We start from the raw sequence: 14232 nt of genomic DNA on the forward strand, positions 1-14232 counted from the left end.
TACTTGCTTATTGATTTCGGGACACAAAATTCGGGAATCTTTTTTATAAGTAATTATTTATATTTTCAATGAAAATCATAAATATTATTTATGCAAAATCCTTTACAATCACTTATTCAATTGATTATTAAATATTTAACCCACCTTATGGCACAAAAGAATCAAAATGAGGATGTATATGATGAGGGCACCGAATAGGACACACATAAATATGAAGTAATATGATTGAAAGCATGAGAATAGGAAGTTAAATAAACAAAAAAGCCTTAAAATCGCTTGATTTTAAGGCTTTTCTATTTACTGTGTCGGGGTGGCCAGATTCGAACTATCTTTTATATGTAATTTTTTCATTAAATATGTCGTTTTTAAGCCTATTTTTAACTTTTAGATGGTATCAGCAATTGCCATTTTGCATTTTGTTGCTGCCATTTTACTGCCATTTATTACATTATACTCTGTCAATTCTGATTTCAATCTGAACTTTAAAAAATGATGTTTTTGTATCATCATAATCATTTATAGAAGCGGAAACCGTTAAACCTGAATCAATCGCTTCAGATACAACTTTTGAATATTCACTTGGCACAAAGCCTAACCAGTAGCTTTCCCAATAAATTCTTGTTGCTGTTTTAGAATGTGTATTCTCAAAATCTCGTTTTAACTCTAAAGGTTCTCCAATTGGAATATCATTAAGCATATCTTTTACAGCTTTCTTATTTGCATCATGATATTGAAGTCCTGCTATTGATGTTTCAATAATTAACGGCCTTACTATTTTTACTTCGAGATTGGGGAAGTTTTCATCAATGAATGGTCTTAAATTATTTTCTTCATATTGAGTTAAAGATATTGGCTTATTAGCTTCAATTATCGGTTTCAATCGCTCAAACTGTCTCCTACGTATATCTGCAAACACTTTTTCTCTTTGTATTTGAGCCTCCGTGTTCTGATTCGCTTGTGGTTCTTCTTTAATCTCTCCATTCTTCTTTCCCCATTTTCGAGCTAAAATAAAGAAGATGATAACCCAAAATAGAATCACAAATAGACCATAGAATTTACCATTGAACATCTGTATAAATCCATTTATTACTCCAATAATTGAAAGAAACACCAGTGCCGTTTGCCACCATTTTAGTTGGTTTTGTGTTTTAGGTGTTCTCTTATTTGTATTTTTCTTTACAAATCTTCCCTTATAATCTCTTCTTTGAGCCATGTTTTTTTTAAATTATATGCGTAAAAATACGTTGAGTTGACTACGTAGTTTTACGCTAAACGGGCTACGTATTTGTCCGTAATTTTGCACTTGCAAACTTAATTGACTATTCTCCCTAATTATGCCTTGTTAAGAACAACTTCAATATTTTTAGCTTCTTTCAGTTCTTTTTCGGCTTTTTCAGCCCTTCTATAAGCTTCTAAGGCTTCTCTCATTAAATCATTTTCTCGTTTGAGTGTTTCAATTTCACTTTCTTGCTCCCCTCCTAAAAGTAGATGATTTGGTGTCGTACTAAGAATTTCTGAAAGTTTTACTAAAAGGTCTGCATTTGGCTTTGCTCTGTCATTTATCCAAGCTGATATAGTTGATTTTCCAGCAACATTTAATAGTTCAGCTAATTTTTCTTGGCTAATTTTTTTGCTTTTTAATAGCGTTTGTAATCTGTTACCGAAGCTCATATCAATTAATTATTAAAATAAAGTACAAATTATTTGTACTTTTCTATTTTATTTATACCTTTGTGCGTTGCTATTTTGCAACGCAAAAGTGCAACGCAAAAGCGAATAAAACAAGCGTAAAAATACTGACATGGAACACGTAAAAACCCCTATTGATGTAAAAGAGGAAATGCTATCAGTACACTACTGGCGAGATGAATTTGAACGCCTTTATGCTTTAGCTCCTGATTTTCAAAGGACTGATTTGATTCAATACGATGATTATTTTTTAATGGCAAAAGCAAAAGATGATGTTAGCCATGTAAAAAAGGGAGAATCGGGGCTCGAAAAAACACGGCGAGTTGTCATTGCATTACAAAAGCTGGTGGATTCCAGAGAAAGAAGTGCAAAGAGTTTAGCGAATTTCCGTAGTCGACAAAAATTAGTCAAAGCATGATTAAGCCTCTCTTAATACTTGGCTTGGTTACAATGTCTTCATATCTACTGATGACAGTAACCAATTTTAGAAAAAAACGAGATAAAGACCCTTTAAACAAATTCAGAAAATGATACCAGGAATGAGCATTACACAGGAAGGTTCAAAGAAAATCTTGACCGTTTGTGTTCCTGAAAACGAAAAACACGGCAGGATTGATTTGAAATTTGAGTTTCGACCAAAAGAAGACGACCGTCTTCAAGCTATTCAAGAGTGTTTATTTGAAAATTTCATCGGTTTTGATGAGCAAACACAAACAAAATGAGTAAAAAATTTGAAGTTCTGGAGCTTGCTGATAATCCAAAACAGCACTCCGAAATTGCCGTTGGAGGCATTTACTGGGGAGAACTTGACGAGCAAGAAAAACGCATATTCTACACGGATTGTGTAGGTACTGATTGGGTATTCTATATAAATGACACCTGCAAACTTGTATAACAATGAAAAGAATTATAGCCGCTATTCAGATTTGGATAGATAAGAATATACCAAGTGAAGTGATTTTGAAGGAATGCCATGTTAGGCGTTTACATGCTCTATTCACAAACTTCTATAAGGAGATTCCTGCTACTCAAGTTGCAGAGACAGCACGAGCCATTGACCGGCTAACTGCTCAGTTGCCTTTACAGTCAGAATGTAGCTGTAAACCATGTGCATTTTTGATTTATGAAGCTGACAAAAAAGCCTTAAAACAACTCTGCAATAGCTATTGCCTATGGATAGCCGAAAATTATGAAGCTATGCCTTGGTTTCCCCGATTAATCGCCTCTGTTAACTATGAAGATTTTACCAATATAATGACATCCATCAAATGAATTTTGACGAAGTAATCCTTGCTATCCAAAAATCTACAATTACTCTTGAGCAAATTCCTGAAGCTAAAAACATGCTTGAAAATGCTATTGAAGAGTGTGCCGACATTGTAAAAGACCCCGAAACCGAACTATATAGTCGCCGTGAGTTCCAAGAAAAATTAACCCTTTACAGAAAACTCCTTAACCGTTTATAATGGAATACGAAATAACGCTGGATGACATCCTAAAACAAGATGGTGGACAGCAATACTTAGAATCAGTTTACCCCGACATTTACAAATGTTTTCAGAATCCAAATCACAAAATTTCTATTCGTGATGATGATTCGACGGCTTCGGCTGGAGTATTCAAGCATAAAGAAAAAGGTTGGTGGATGCTAAAAGACTTTGGCGGTGGTGGCGATAACAAGGCAAAAACAGCTCTACAAGTTTGTATGGATGTAAATGGCTTGAGTTATGGAGCTGCTTTTAAGGTCCTTGCTGAGTTTTATGGTATTTCCATCAAATACACTCAGGCATCGGCCACTTATAACCATCGTCCAGCTCGCTCTGACGAACAACCGAAACAGGTTACAATTACCAAGTATAAAGAATTTACCAAAGCGGAGATTCTTACTATACTTTCTCCGAAAGCATGGGAAGGTATTGAATTTGGTGGAATGAATAACAAAGACGATGATAAGATTCGTTTTGACCTTGCCATGCAACTGTTCAAATATTACCATATAAAGTCGGTAGAAACCTATGAGCAAGTGAGCGAAGACGGAAAAAAGGTAAATATCTTTTCATCAAATCCCGAATTTCCAATTTTTGCTTTTGACGAAGGAGATTTCCAAAAAATCTATAAACCGAAGGATGAAAAGCAGTATCGCTTCTTATATGCAGGTAAAAAGCCCGAAAATTTCATTCATGGTCTTGCTCAACACAAGCAGTTTATATCGGGTAATGTCAAGCAGAATGAAGAAGCTTATAATGCTGCTGTCGAAAGTGGGCAAAAGGTTGTAAAAGATAAACTTGAAGAAAAATTCAGAGAAATTATCTTATGCTCAGGAGGCTCCGACGCCCTTAATGTTGCGGCTCTTGGCTACAAAGTCATTTGGCTTAACTCCGAAACAGCTAAAATTGATAAAGAGCAATTCAAATCTATCAATAGTATTTGTACGAATTTCTATAATTTACCTGATATCGATATGACAGGTAAAGAGTCGGCAAAAAGCCTGGCATTTTGCTACTTAGATATTCGCACTATTTGGCTCCCTGCAACCCTCGCACAACAAACAGATATAAGAGGAAATGCCTGTAAAGATGTCAGAGATTTCCTTAAAAATAATGATAAAAAAGCCTTCAAAAAATTAGTTGAAACGGCCCTACCTTTTAAATTTTGGGACGAACAACCAGCCTACGATAAAGAAGGAAACCGAAAAATAAAGTTCGGTCGCCCACAGATGACATACGAGCTAAATCACGTCTGTACCTACAACTTTTTGCAGATGAATGGCTTTTATCGCTATCCTACCGACAAAACAAAAGAAGGCTATGTATTCATTAAAATCGACGGTAATAAGGTTACGAAAGTAGATTCAAACATCATCAAAAATTTTATACACAACTTCTTAAAAGAAAGGCAACTGCCAGAAGATTTAAGAAATATGATGTATCGAAGCCCGCAATTATCCGAAACTTCACTTTCAAACTTAGAAGATTTTGAGCCGAATTTTAAGCACTTCGGCCGTGATTTTCAGTATATATTTTTCGATAATAAAATTTGGAAAGTTACAGGCGACGCCATCGAGGTAGTAAAGACTCCAGATGTTTACGTTTGGGATTTCAAAATTATCAAAATCGAAACGACTGATAAAAATAATCGCTTAGTGGTGCATAAGCCTAAGATTCTTGAAGATATGTTCAAAATATCGGGCAATATGAAAGAAGGTTGGGATATTGAAATGCAAGAGACGAATAGCGATTTTGTCAAGTTTCTTACAAATACCTGTCGAATACATTGGAGAACGGAACTGGAGGAACGCATGAACTTTTGGCAGCTCACCGAAAAGCAACGTAACGAATACAAAGTTACACATGACCTTTCGGAAGAGCAGGTAAAGAAATTAATGAGCTTCCAGAGTAAAGAAAAACAAGACAAGTATAACGAACAATACCAATTTCGATTAGATGGCTCACTTCTTACAGCCGAAGAAATCAAAGAACAAAAACTTGCTTTCATCAATCGAATTTTTTCAATAGGCTATATGCTGCATCGATATAAGGACTTAGCAAAACCTTGGGCTTTGTTCCTGATGGATTATCGAATTTCGGAGGAAGGAGCATCGAATGGTCGTGCAGGTAAAGGTATTTTAGCAAAAGCTTTTTACAAGATGCTATGGCACACCTGGAAAGATGGTCGAAAACAAGATATGTTTGACTACGAACATATTTGGGAGCCGATAGAAAAATGGGTAACAGACCTTATTCATATCGAAGATTGGGGCGAGTTTCAGCCATTCCCACGCCTTTACGGTCCTTTAACGTCTTCGTTGATTGCTAACCCCAAAGGCAAAACAATGATAACCTACAAGTATGAAGAATATGGCAAATTTTTGATTGATACGAACTTCTCGGACCGATATATGGACGGTAGCTCTAAGGGTAGAAAGTTGCATGGCGTATTCTCAGATTATTACCATGAAGACCTTGAGTATTATGGCGAAGTGAGAACACCACTAACCGAACTCAAGAGAAGAATCTTTGATGATTGGGACGGTGAGCAATGGAACCTATTCTACAACTTCATGGCCCAGTGCCTAAAATTTTATTTGAGTGTTGCCCAGAGCGACGTGAAGATAGACCCTCCTTTCTCAAACATTCAGAAACGTAATAGCTTGGCTCTGATGGGCGAAAACTTTAGGCAATGGGCTGATAACTACTTTGCAGGAAAACTTAACGATTTAGTAGGAAGAACCGATGCTTATGAAGATTGTAGAAATGCCATAAATGCCAAACAGTTTACACCACAAGGGTTTTGGAAAAAGATTCAAGCCTGGGCAGAGTTCAACGAGTACAAATTTAACCCTGAGCATGTAAGTGGATGGAAGAAAGAGTCGGAGCATGCCAAGTATGGAACCATCAAAAAAATGATTCCTAACCCGAATCAGGAAGGGAAATATACTCAGAAAGAATTTATATGGATTGAAGGAAAAGAAATTGATGAATCAGATATACCAGTTTAAAATGACTCATTATGAAACCACCTGTAAGACCTACATTCCCGATGTTTTTTCAAAGCCCAAATGGGTATGATTTCTGGAAGATAGAAAGCCCAGAGTTCGGGCATTTTATCAGGAATCTAAAGCGTGTAAACAACGGATATTGCTTTCAATCGAGCGATGTACGTGAAGGCGAAATCTCACTCATTTTAAAAGACGAAAAAATGATTGTGATAACTGAAACTCAATACCTTGAAGCTGTCAAAGAGCAAACAAGGAGAAATAGCGTAATACTTCTAAAAATTAGCGAAAAACTTGTATAAAGATGAAAAAGAACCCAAACCACAGTACCTACCTATTTGAATACACTTGGGGCGACCGAAGTGGTAAAAGAAAAGCAACTGCTTTTAATGGTCCTAAAGCCCAACAAATGATTGAGAATGTCTTAGTCAATAAGTACGGCGATGTAGCAATAGCTTCATTCAAGCTAATTCGTAAGATAGAACCCTTAGTTCGAGAGTAAATATTTTTTAACATAAACAAACGTGGCGACGTAACGCATAAGCAAATGTTACAGACAACATTATCCCCTACTATTGTCCGTCAGATTTCTGATATAGTAAATAGCCCTGAGTTTGGCAAAGACCAAATGGAGGCATACGGTGGCAACAAAGCAGCCATTCGCCGAACACGTGTGCAGCTCTCTAAGATTGCAAAGCTCTGTAAGGAAGGCAGAGAAGAATTAACAACAGTCAAGAAGAATTTAGATGTTACTAAGGAGTGACTCGAAGCGTCGAACCGTTGTGGCATGGAGGAGCATTTCATTATTATGACTTGCTTCAACATCGATTGTAGATGTAAAAAAGAGCAGGGATTACGGCCCTGCTCTAAAACCTAAAAATAGATTTTTAACTTAAAACGATACAAATGTAATGGAAAATGAGCGAAATTTAATTACTCCACGCCAGGCGTTGAAAAATGAGTGCGATAAATTATTAGCTTCAATAGATAAGTTTATGACTAAAGCTCAGGCAATGGGATACAGGGTTGATATTGATGCAAGATTATACCTTGACCATAAGTCAATTAGAGCAGAATTATATAAGCCATTGGTTGAAATTGAAGGAATTAAATGGTTTGATAAAAAGGAGGTGAGCGATGGCGAATAGATATTTTTTTAAAATCACGAACGAGAACAAAACGAATAATAAGCTTGAAGAAGCCGTTTTGGAGTTTATTAAAGAAAATGATAGGCAGATTGTTCACCAAACTTGGGTTGATAAGTTCAAAGATGCTCTTGATGAAGTTATAGACCTCATTTCTTCAAAATACCCAAGATGCAAACCTTCTTGTGTTGACTTTAAATGGTCATCGTCGATAAAAGATGATGAATTGCTTTACATCGGCGATTTTCTAACTGTTAGGTTCTATTTAATTGCGGGGTCAAGAAAGGAGGTGGGTGATGAAGAGTAGCCCTATTTTATTTAAGACCGAAATGGTTAAAGCCATTTTAGGGGGTACGAAGACAATGACGAGACGAGTTGTAAAATTACCTTCATGGAGTACAATGGATTTTAATGATTTGAACATTTCAGAAGAATACATTGCTGTAATTGCTCATGAAACAGGTTGTGAAGTAGAATTAGAAAGTCCTTATGGTAAAGTTGGTGATGAGCTGTGGGTTAGAGAAACCTTTTTCAAAAACGGAAATGAATATATCTTTCTTGCCGATGGAACTTGTTGCGAGCAATTTGAGCAATGTGAGTGTAGTGAAGTTGGTAAACCAAAATGGAAACCATCAATTTTTATGCCTCGTGAAGCTTCACGAATAACGCTTGAGATAACTAATATTAAAGTTGAGAAACTGCAAGATATTTCTGAACAAGATGCGAAAAATGAAGGTATTGAAACTAAGACTTATGGAGACCATCCACATTTTTGTACTATTGATTATTTAGGTGCTCAAATTTACAGCAAATCTAAGCATAAGCATATCAGAGGCTTTAAGCCCGGATTTTGTGCTGATACTGGAAGACAATTCAGAGATTCTTTCAGAACGCTATGGAGTTCAATAAATGGCACTTCCTCTTGGGATAACAACCCCTATGTTTGGGTCGTCGAGTTCAAGAAAAAGGAGGTGTCCAGTGAGTAAATTTGATGATTTTATGGCCATCTACCAAGACATTGATTTGATAGATATCCAAAGCTCTATTTTTGAGGTATTGAGCGAAATGGGAATCCCTGCTGATAGCGATGATACTGATGGCATCGTAACTGGTTTGTTTGCTCGTGGTTATGTAGTGGTGCCAGTAAAGGAGGTGCGTAATGGCTGAAATGACAATTTACACACGTACTACTTTAATTGAGGCCATCGAGGCAGCTCTCAAAAGTAGAAAGCCCGAAGATATTTATGCGATACAACATTCACTTAAAATCAAGTGCAATCAGCACCAAATGTCTTGGCTCACCTTTTTAGTTGATGAAGCTCTGCCAGCCATCAACATGAATGCAAAACAACCGCTTACTTTTTTCGTAGAATCAGCATCACTTTCTTGTCCTTATTGTGATGGTCGAGAATTTAAAAATATAATGGGCTTGAAAGCTCACCTTGGGAAGAAGCACCGTGACAAGAAAGCGAGCTGGAGGATAAAGACATAACAGCCACCGCTGTATTTGTTGTTTAGGGTTAGTGAATATCAGAAACACCGTTAGCATTGCTGGCGGTGTTTTTATGTATATATATAATACAAAAATAGTTGTCAAACTAATATTTGCGAATATTTAACTTTTTTACGGTTTGCCACTTCCCTTTTACCCAACAACAACAAACAAGCGAATTTTTATATTATTCATATTAGTATTTAATTGTAGGTTATAATAGTCTGAAATTCAACGAGTTAGATTTTAATATAAACCTATATAGTTTTGTATTTTTTAATATTAATAATATAAAAGTTTAATATTAGATAATTCACTAAGTATGGCCTAAAATACTCCTAATATAAAAAAATCGGCTGTTTTGCCGATTCTAATATAAACTCATTTGAAAGTACCTGATTTATAAGCATCTAATTATCAGTTAGTTATATTCTAAAATATCAATAATATTAAAAATATAAAAATATAGTAAAAACAGAACTCAGACCGTTGAAAGAAAAACCGTGTGATTGGTCGAATCGAAGCAAAGTAATGTAGATGATTGTTGGAAAAGTGCAAAAAACAGGCTATTTTTATAAAAATTAACCACCGCTGGTAACGGTGGTCAATTGGTTGGCATCAGGAGCGGTATGTTTTGGAACTGTAAATATACTAAATCTTGCTCTGCAATGAAAAATAGAACATTAGAAATCCCTGTTCCTCCTGTTGTCAAGGCTTATTTTTCTCATAAATCTAATCTTGGCACCGATGCCGTGATTGAAAAACGCCACTGGCTCGGTCGCCACATTTGTTCAGTTGTAAGCTATCATCCGTTAGACAAAGCAGATTTACCAGTCGAGTACACCGAGAAAGGTTTAGAAAAACTAACAATGCTTAGTGTGTCTGTTTCATTCCCTCTAAAAATCAATCAACTTACTATGCACCATTATTGCCAATTAGGCTACGTATTGGAGTCGGTTTTTGAGTTGGCAGTAATCAATTATTGTAAAGGTCGATTTGCTTTCAGCCTTAATTATACTGCTGCCATTGATGACTTTTTTCGCAGGTATGAATTAGATAAGGTTGATTATGACAAAGACAATTATCGTCGCTTTGTCAATAAGAAATACGGACCAATTATTGAACAAGAATATAAAGAAGCATTGAAAAACCGTGATAGTTTGCTTGAGAAAGTAAAAAAATAAGCCAAAAACTTTGTTCCGATTTCTACAAATTTTGTTCCTAAATCGGGGAATTTTGTTCCTCTGTTTTTGACACCTCCCATCTTCGTTCCTGTTATCTGAGAAGCCCATATTTTATTTTTGGGCATGCTTGATGACCTATTCAATTCTGGTGGAATCTATCGGCTTGTAGTTGTTTCTGATGATGGCTTTGAAACAGAGCCATTTTTAGGCGTTTGGGCAGATGCAAGTATTAAGGATGGAGCTGTCATGTGCGAATTTTTATTTGCACACGGCACTTGCTCGCTTTCCATCAAAGACCGACTCAATGAAAATGGCATTTTATGCGTAAGCCAAATCATACTTGACTTAGCTAAAATTACCGTAGAGCTTCAAAGATGGCTCTATCTTCATGCTGAACGCCGTTGGGTTTGTTTTGCCGAAGACTTCAACGGCTACACTCATATTATTGGCGAGCCACATACAGGCTGTCGATTATCTACCAATCAAGTTACTGGAGAAAGAAGCTCCAGTAAAAACCTTACGACAATAACCTTAGAAGTAAGTTCGATTTACCGCCCAATAATTACGACCATGAATTTTGTTGATTTGACTTCAAACCGATTAAAAATAGACCTTCGACGCTATGCAGAAAGAGATTTCTATGCTTATGAAGGTGATACCATTAATGAGGTTTTGACCTTCCGTGATGCAAACAGCAACATTGAAAACCTGACAGGTAATAGTTTCAAAATGCAAGTTCGTGATTTCACAGGTGCTGTAATTACGAGCTTCGTGATGGGTAATGGTTTTGTTTTACAGAACAACAATACAGAACTATTGATGTTCAAGTCTGACATAATTGCATCAGGCGAATATGACTATGATTTACAACGAACCTACCCTGATGGCACTATCGAAACACAACTAAAAGGCAGATTTATTATCGAAAAGCAAATAACGATATGAGTACAAGTAAAATAGAAATTGGCACTGGTAGAAATGCTGGAGCTCAGGGCTTTCAAGGCTGGTCGCCTGTGCTATCAACGGTTGCATACCTTAATTCAATAGTATTAAAGGTAACCGACTGGATTGGTGGCTTTGGTGTTAAGCCTGATATTAATGTATATCTAACAAATGGCGGATATACTACTAATATTGCACTTGCTACTAATGTTCGTGGCTCAGGAGCTGTCGAGCCTGGCGATAATGTATATGTTACTGGAAACTTTACGGTAAAAAACCATAGCTGCTATTTAGCCACTGCGGGTTCTTATCAAATGCTTCTTCCTGCTATTACTCAAGTTTCAGGGCTTGATTTTAAACTTATTACTCAAGGTGCAAACCTTGTAACGCTTTACTTATCATCGGACCAAACAGTTTACAAACCATCTTCGAGAAGTATAGGAACCACATTTGAAGATATGAACTTCGTGGTAGGTGCTGCACCTGGCACCTCGTTCACATTTCCCAAAGGTTTCTTTGAGGTAAGATGCTTTTTCAATGGCACTTCTGTCGCAATTTATATTTTCTAATCAACAAAATTCAAAACCAATGAAACAATTACGTTTAGGCTTTTTGCTCTTGTTTTGCTCTTGCACGCTCCATGCTCAGTCTGTTAGCATAGCAGCTACCGAAGGCGGTTCGGTAACATTTACGCCATCTGGAGTTATCCGAACAGCTCCCAAAGTTGCACTAAAAGGTATTCAAGCAGTAGCTCCGAAACCCAAAGCAGTGGTGCAATATAATGATACGCTCAAGTTAAGCACCTATCCAGTGAATGATTTAGGGCTTGAAGAAGCAAGAATGGTAAGAAACTGTTTGGCTTCGGTTGTTTATGACGAAAACCCCAATTTAACCGACTGGAAGGCGTTCAATGATACCAGAACTTTTATTTTAGCAAACAAAGACTTTAAAAGTTCTACTAAAAAGCTAAGTATTACTGTCAGCTCTGATAAACTTGATTGTATTCTATCATCAGCAGGCGGCGGCTATTGGATGGGTAGAAACGAAAAACAGATTCAGGAAGAATATGACCGAAGCATGAGAAGCATTAATATGCGAAAGAAAATCATTTCTCAAGCTGAAGATGTTGAATCAAAAAAGCGTGTATCGCCTGATAATTCGGTGGTACGTCGCTACAAAAATGATAACGACTAATGAGAAAGTTATTATTTTTCTTATGCTTTGTGCAACTGAGCTTTGCACAAAGCATTGAGTATCAGACGGAGATACTGACTCGACCAACCGCCGAACCCTGTATGATTGTAAATGATGTCAGAGCGGCACAAAATATCATTGCCAATAACCGTTTAGATTATTTGATAATAGATAATCATGGCGATGTTAATGCCTTTTACTATGCAAATGGCGAACTGAATGTATTACGGCCACATACTTCAGATGTTTTCCTTTCGGTTCGAGACGATTGGGGCAGAGTTATATCATACCCAAGTTTATTTTTCGATAAAGCCTCTTATGATAAGCCAATTACCTTTCGGATTGGCATTTGTAGCAATTGCCGAAATTCTACTATTGGGGTTCAATATGGTTTACTGAAATGGAAGAAAAATGAAGCGGATAATACGAAAGCTCTCATCGCTGGACGATATATGGGTATTGCAAGGTTGCCAAACGGGGGGCTATTGTCAGATTATACTCGAAGGTAAAAAAATTATTGTTGGCGGTTCAATCGCTGGCTTGAGTGAACATTTAGACGATAGGTTTCTTCGCATTAGTCGGACTGTTGCCGTAAATAAAAATCATGTTGTGAGCTTTAGCGATAATTCTGTAACGCTAAAAAACGGCTCAGAATACACGATTTCACGGCGAAAACGAATTTTAGTGCATTGTAGCCTATAATTAAAGCCTCATAGCTCTGCTATGGGGCTTTTATGTTTCTAAAAGTTTTGTCCTGTGAAAGCCCACCACGAGCCGATAAGTTCGTAGCATGAATTTTACTGCCGAACTTATCACCCGTACATGGGCATTAGAACCCCAATTTCACAACCGTATTGCTATGGTTGTGTTAGCTGGTCGCTTAGACCATGCTCTGAGTGTTAAAGCAAGAAAAGAGCCATACTTCGCTCGAATTTCAGCAGGCAGTTATTACTACGAAAACCGAATCACCAAAGTACCTACAAAAAGTGGTTTGGTTGCAATTATCCCAATCATTGGTGTAATGAGCCGTTATGGCGACTTATGTAGTTGGGGTACAGAAGACATTGGCTCTTGGATTTTAGAGGCAAACGCCGATGACAATGTATCGGCAATTGTTCTCGAAATCAATTCACCTGGGGGCAGTGTAGATGGTACTGAATTACTTGCAGCCATTGTTCGACAGTCTCAAAAACCTGTTGTTGCCTATATTACTGGGATGGCTGCCAGTGCTGCTTATTGGATTGCAAGCCAATGTAAAGAAATTGTCATGGAAGCTGCCATCAGTAGCGAAGTTGGCAGTATTGGCGTGCTTGCTACACACATTGATGCCTCTCAATTCTACGAAAAAGAGGGTTACAAAATCACCATCATACGTTCGGAAGGCTCAGAAGACAAAAGCCTTTTTAACTCAGTCGAGCCTTTGACTGATGAGCTTTTAGTATCTGTAAGAGAAGAACTGAAACCCATTCGTAGCCAATTTATCAAGTCTGTTTCCGATGGTAGAAATATCCCTGAATCTGACAACAGCATCTTCACAGGCAAAATGTTCAATGGCAAAATTGCGACCACAAATGGAATGGCTGACCGCATTGGCTTCCTTGGCGATGCCGTGCGAAGAGCTGATTTATTAGCCCGTAAATAAACTTTTTATATGAATAACAAACGCAAAACCCTTGCTGATTTGCAAGCAGAGCAGGGACAAACCCCTGAGCCAGCAGAAGACGGAGCCACTTCTACTGAAGACAACCCAACGCCTGAAACTCCTACACCTGCCGAGACGGAAGAAACATCGACCGAAACAGCAACAGAGCAAGGAGCAACGAACCAATCGCAAGCAAATGCTTCAAGCTCTCAGATGGTGAGTATTTCGGCTACTGAATTAGCTGCTTTAAGAGCTGATGCCACTGAATGGAATCAGAAAAAAGGCAGATATGAAGTGCTAAATACTTGGTATGACAACATGAAAGCGGCTGGAGTTACACACGATGGCGATGCGGCTGATAATAAGCCAAGTGTTAAACGCCAATCGAAAGGGAATGCGAGAGCAATCGCCATTGCCGAAAAACTGGCTTAAAACTCACTCAAATTACA

At 37.4% G+C, this 14232-nt stretch carries 24 protein-coding genes; 22 read left to right on the top strand and 2 right to left on the bottom strand.

Features of this window, described 5'->3' with window-relative positions; translation table 11 throughout:
- Positions 1-448 precede the first annotated feature (448 nt).
- Positions 449-1213 carry an HIRAN domain-containing protein gene (locus tag IEX65_RS03045; RefSeq protein ID WP_188764534.1) on the bottom strand — a complete coding sequence of 255 codons (765 nt, stop codon included), beginning with the start codon at positions 1211-1213 and terminating at the stop codon, positions 449-451.
- Positions 1214-1332: 119 nt separating this feature from the next.
- Positions 1333-1671, bottom strand: coding sequence for a helix-turn-helix domain-containing protein (locus IEX65_RS03050; protein ID WP_188764536.1), 339 nt, complete (start codon positions 1669-1671; stop codon positions 1333-1335).
- Positions 1672-1801: 130 nt separating this feature from the next.
- Between IEX65_RS03050 and IEX65_RS03055 the strand changes: the two genes are divergently transcribed.
- The 22 genes from IEX65_RS03055 to IEX65_RS03160 all read left to right on the top strand — a co-directional run bounded on the left by IEX65_RS03055 (position 1802) and on the right by IEX65_RS03160 (position 14215).
- The gene (locus tag IEX65_RS03055) at positions 1802-2107 is read left to right on the top strand and encodes a hypothetical protein (RefSeq protein ID WP_188764538.1); all 306 of its coding nucleotides are present in this window, start codon (positions 1802-1804) and stop codon (positions 2105-2107) included.
- Positions 2108-2216: 109 nt separating this feature from the next.
- Positions 2217-2411 carry a hypothetical protein gene (locus tag IEX65_RS03060; protein WP_188764539.1) on the top strand — a complete coding sequence of 65 codons (195 nt, stop codon included), beginning with the start codon at positions 2217-2219 and terminating at the stop codon, positions 2409-2411.
- Positions 2408-2584 carry a hypothetical protein gene (locus IEX65_RS03065; protein WP_188764540.1) on the top strand — a complete coding sequence of 59 codons (177 nt, stop codon included), beginning with the start codon at positions 2408-2410 and terminating at the stop codon, positions 2582-2584. The genes IEX65_RS03060 and IEX65_RS03065 overlap by 4 nt, the downstream gene beginning before the upstream one ends.
- Before the next feature lie 2 nt (positions 2585-2586).
- Entirely contained in the window at positions 2587-2961 is a 375-nt protein-coding gene (locus IEX65_RS03070) for a hypothetical protein (protein WP_188764541.1), read from the top strand.
- Entirely contained in the window at positions 2958-3155 is a 198-nt protein-coding gene (locus IEX65_RS03075; protein WP_188764542.1) for a hypothetical protein, read from the top strand. The genes IEX65_RS03070 and IEX65_RS03075 overlap by 4 nt, the downstream gene beginning before the upstream one ends.
- Positions 3155-6187 (top strand): hypothetical protein, encoded by a 3033-nt coding sequence (locus tag IEX65_RS03080; protein WP_188764543.1) that lies wholly within the window; start codon positions 3155-3157, stop codon positions 6185-6187. Before IEX65_RS03075 ends, IEX65_RS03080 begins: the two co-directional genes overlap by 1 nt.
- An 11-nt stretch (positions 6188-6198) precedes the next feature.
- Positions 6199-6486 (top strand): hypothetical protein, encoded by a 288-nt coding sequence (locus IEX65_RS03085; protein ID WP_188764544.1) that lies wholly within the window; start codon positions 6199-6201, stop codon positions 6484-6486.
- 2 nt (positions 6487-6488) lie between these two features.
- Complete coding sequence (locus IEX65_RS03090) at positions 6489-6686, top strand: hypothetical protein (protein ID WP_188764545.1); 198 nt, start codon at positions 6489-6491, stop codon at positions 6684-6686.
- Positions 6687-6731: 45 nt separating this feature from the next.
- Entirely contained in the window at positions 6732-6947 is a 216-nt protein-coding gene (locus tag IEX65_RS03095; protein WP_188764546.1) for an Hc1-related histone H1-like protein, read from the top strand.
- A 148-nt stretch (positions 6948-7095) separates the two neighbouring features.
- Positions 7096-7332: a hypothetical protein gene (locus IEX65_RS03100; RefSeq protein WP_188764547.1), complete on the top strand. Its 237-nt coding sequence runs from the start codon at positions 7096-7098 to the stop codon at positions 7330-7332.
- Positions 7322-7636, top strand: coding sequence for a hypothetical protein (locus tag IEX65_RS03105; RefSeq protein ID WP_188764548.1), 315 nt, complete (start codon positions 7322-7324; stop codon positions 7634-7636). The genes IEX65_RS03100 and IEX65_RS03105 overlap by 11 nt, the downstream gene beginning before the upstream one ends.
- Before the next feature lie 55 nt (positions 7637-7691).
- Positions 7692-8315 (top strand): hypothetical protein, encoded by a 624-nt coding sequence (locus IEX65_RS03110; protein ID WP_229250497.1) that lies wholly within the window; start codon positions 7692-7694, stop codon positions 8313-8315.
- Positions 8308-8496 carry a hypothetical protein gene (locus IEX65_RS03115; protein WP_188764550.1) on the top strand — a complete coding sequence of 63 codons (189 nt, stop codon included), beginning with the start codon at positions 8308-8310 and terminating at the stop codon, positions 8494-8496. The genes IEX65_RS03110 and IEX65_RS03115 overlap by 8 nt, the downstream gene beginning before the upstream one ends.
- Positions 8489-8821, top strand: coding sequence for a hypothetical protein (locus IEX65_RS03120; protein ID WP_188764551.1), 333 nt, complete (start codon positions 8489-8491; stop codon positions 8819-8821). The genes IEX65_RS03115 and IEX65_RS03120 overlap by 8 nt, the downstream gene beginning before the upstream one ends.
- A gap of 668 nt (positions 8822-9489) precedes the next feature.
- Complete coding sequence (locus tag IEX65_RS03125; protein WP_188764552.1) at positions 9490-10005, top strand: hypothetical protein; 516 nt, start codon at positions 9490-9492, stop codon at positions 10003-10005.
- A gap of 123 nt (positions 10006-10128) precedes the next feature.
- Positions 10129-10950, top strand: a complete 822-nt coding sequence (locus tag IEX65_RS03130; protein ID WP_188764553.1) for a hypothetical protein — start codon at positions 10129-10131, stop codon at positions 10948-10950.
- Entirely contained in the window at positions 10947-11516 is a 570-nt protein-coding gene (locus IEX65_RS03135) for a hypothetical protein (RefSeq protein WP_188764554.1), read from the top strand. Before IEX65_RS03130 ends, IEX65_RS03135 begins: the two co-directional genes overlap by 4 nt.
- Positions 11517-11535: 19 nt before the next feature.
- Positions 11536-12141 (top strand): hypothetical protein, encoded by a 606-nt coding sequence (locus IEX65_RS03140; RefSeq protein ID WP_188764555.1) that lies wholly within the window; start codon positions 11536-11538, stop codon positions 12139-12141.
- Positions 12141-12650 carry a hypothetical protein gene (locus IEX65_RS03145; RefSeq protein WP_188764556.1) on the top strand — a complete coding sequence of 170 codons (510 nt, stop codon included), beginning with the start codon at positions 12141-12143 and terminating at the stop codon, positions 12648-12650. Before IEX65_RS03140 ends, IEX65_RS03145 begins: the two co-directional genes overlap by 1 nt.
- The gene (locus IEX65_RS28210; protein ID WP_374757848.1) at positions 12553-12843 is read left to right on the top strand and encodes a LytTR family transcriptional regulator DNA-binding domain-containing protein; all 291 of its coding nucleotides are present in this window, start codon (positions 12553-12555) and stop codon (positions 12841-12843) included. The genes IEX65_RS03145 and IEX65_RS28210 overlap by 98 nt, the downstream gene beginning before the upstream one ends.
- Before the next feature lie 88 nt (positions 12844-12931).
- Complete coding sequence (locus IEX65_RS03155) at positions 12932-13783, top strand: S49 family peptidase (protein ID WP_188764558.1); 852 nt, start codon at positions 12932-12934, stop codon at positions 13781-13783.
- Positions 13784-13792: 9 nt separating this feature from the next.
- Positions 13793-14215 carry a hypothetical protein gene (locus IEX65_RS03160; RefSeq protein ID WP_188764559.1) on the top strand — a complete coding sequence of 141 codons (423 nt, stop codon included), beginning with the start codon at positions 13793-13795 and terminating at the stop codon, positions 14213-14215.
- The last annotated feature ends 17 nt before the right edge of the window (positions 14216-14232 follow it).

Origin of the sequence: Emticicia aquatilis (genome assembly GCF_014644295.1) — a bacterium.
In the GTDB taxonomy this organism is placed as follows: domain Bacteria; phylum Bacteroidota; class Bacteroidia; order Cytophagales; family Spirosomataceae; genus Emticicia; species Emticicia aquatilis.

What these genes read in the sequence shown, in the direction of transcription:
- IEX65_RS03145 (WP_188764556.1), top strand. Translation starts at nt 12,141, where the DNA reads ATGAGAAAGTTATTATTTTTCTTATGCTTTGTGCAACTGAGCTTTGCA.
- IEX65_RS03070 (WP_188764541.1), top strand. Translation starts at nt 2,587, where the DNA reads ATGAAAAGAATTATAGCCGCTATTCAGATTTGGATAGATAAGAATATA.
- IEX65_RS03110 (WP_229250497.1), top strand. Translation starts at nt 7,692, where the DNA reads ATGACGAGACGAGTTGTAAAATTACCTTCATGGAGTACAATGGATTTT.
- IEX65_RS03075 (WP_188764542.1), top strand. Translation starts at nt 2,958, where the DNA reads ATGAATTTTGACGAAGTAATCCTTGCTATCCAAAAATCTACAATTACT.
- IEX65_RS03060 (WP_188764539.1), top strand. Translation starts at nt 2,217, where the DNA reads ATGATACCAGGAATGAGCATTACACAGGAAGGTTCAAAGAAAATCTTG.
- IEX65_RS03065 (WP_188764540.1), top strand. Translation starts at nt 2,408, where the DNA reads ATGAGTAAAAAATTTGAAGTTCTGGAGCTTGCTGATAATCCAAAACAG.
- IEX65_RS03090 (WP_188764545.1), top strand. Translation starts at nt 6,489, where the DNA reads ATGAAAAAGAACCCAAACCACAGTACCTACCTATTTGAATACACTTGG.
- IEX65_RS03120 (WP_188764551.1), top strand. Translation starts at nt 8,489, where the DNA reads ATGGCTGAAATGACAATTTACACACGTACTACTTTAATTGAGGCCATC.
- IEX65_RS03125 (WP_188764552.1), top strand. Translation starts at nt 9,490, where the DNA reads ATGAAAAATAGAACATTAGAAATCCCTGTTCCTCCTGTTGTCAAGGCT.
- IEX65_RS03050 (WP_188764536.1), bottom strand. Translation starts at nt 1,671, where the DNA reads ATGAGCTTCGGTAACAGATTACAAACGCTATTAAAAAGCAAAAAAATT.
- IEX65_RS03105 (WP_188764548.1), top strand. Translation starts at nt 7,322, where the DNA reads ATGGCGAATAGATATTTTTTTAAAATCACGAACGAGAACAAAACGAAT.
- IEX65_RS03130 (WP_188764553.1), top strand. Translation starts at nt 10,129, where the DNA reads ATGCTTGATGACCTATTCAATTCTGGTGGAATCTATCGGCTTGTAGTT.
- IEX65_RS03140 (WP_188764555.1), top strand. Translation starts at nt 11,536, where the DNA reads ATGAAACAATTACGTTTAGGCTTTTTGCTCTTGTTTTGCTCTTGCACG.
- IEX65_RS03045 (WP_188764534.1), bottom strand. Translation starts at nt 1,213, where the DNA reads ATGGCTCAAAGAAGAGATTATAAGGGAAGATTTGTAAAGAAAAATACA.
- IEX65_RS03160 (WP_188764559.1), top strand. Translation starts at nt 13,793, where the DNA reads ATGAATAACAAACGCAAAACCCTTGCTGATTTGCAAGCAGAGCAGGGA.
- IEX65_RS03135 (WP_188764554.1), top strand. Translation starts at nt 10,947, where the DNA reads ATGAGTACAAGTAAAATAGAAATTGGCACTGGTAGAAATGCTGGAGCT.
- IEX65_RS03100 (WP_188764547.1), top strand. Translation starts at nt 7,096, where the DNA reads ATGGAAAATGAGCGAAATTTAATTACTCCACGCCAGGCGTTGAAAAAT.
- IEX65_RS03055 (WP_188764538.1), top strand. Translation starts at nt 1,802, where the DNA reads ATGGAACACGTAAAAACCCCTATTGATGTAAAAGAGGAAATGCTATCA.
- IEX65_RS03085 (WP_188764544.1), top strand. Translation starts at nt 6,199, where the DNA reads ATGAAACCACCTGTAAGACCTACATTCCCGATGTTTTTTCAAAGCCCA.
- IEX65_RS03080 (WP_188764543.1), top strand. Translation starts at nt 3,155, where the DNA reads ATGGAATACGAAATAACGCTGGATGACATCCTAAAACAAGATGGTGGA.
- IEX65_RS03095 (WP_188764546.1), top strand. Translation starts at nt 6,732, where the DNA reads ATGTTACAGACAACATTATCCCCTACTATTGTCCGTCAGATTTCTGAT.
- IEX65_RS28210 (WP_374757848.1), top strand. Translation starts at nt 12,553, where the DNA reads ATGAAGCGGATAATACGAAAGCTCTCATCGCTGGACGATATATGGGTA.
- IEX65_RS03155 (WP_188764558.1), top strand. Translation starts at nt 12,932, where the DNA reads ATGAATTTTACTGCCGAACTTATCACCCGTACATGGGCATTAGAACCC.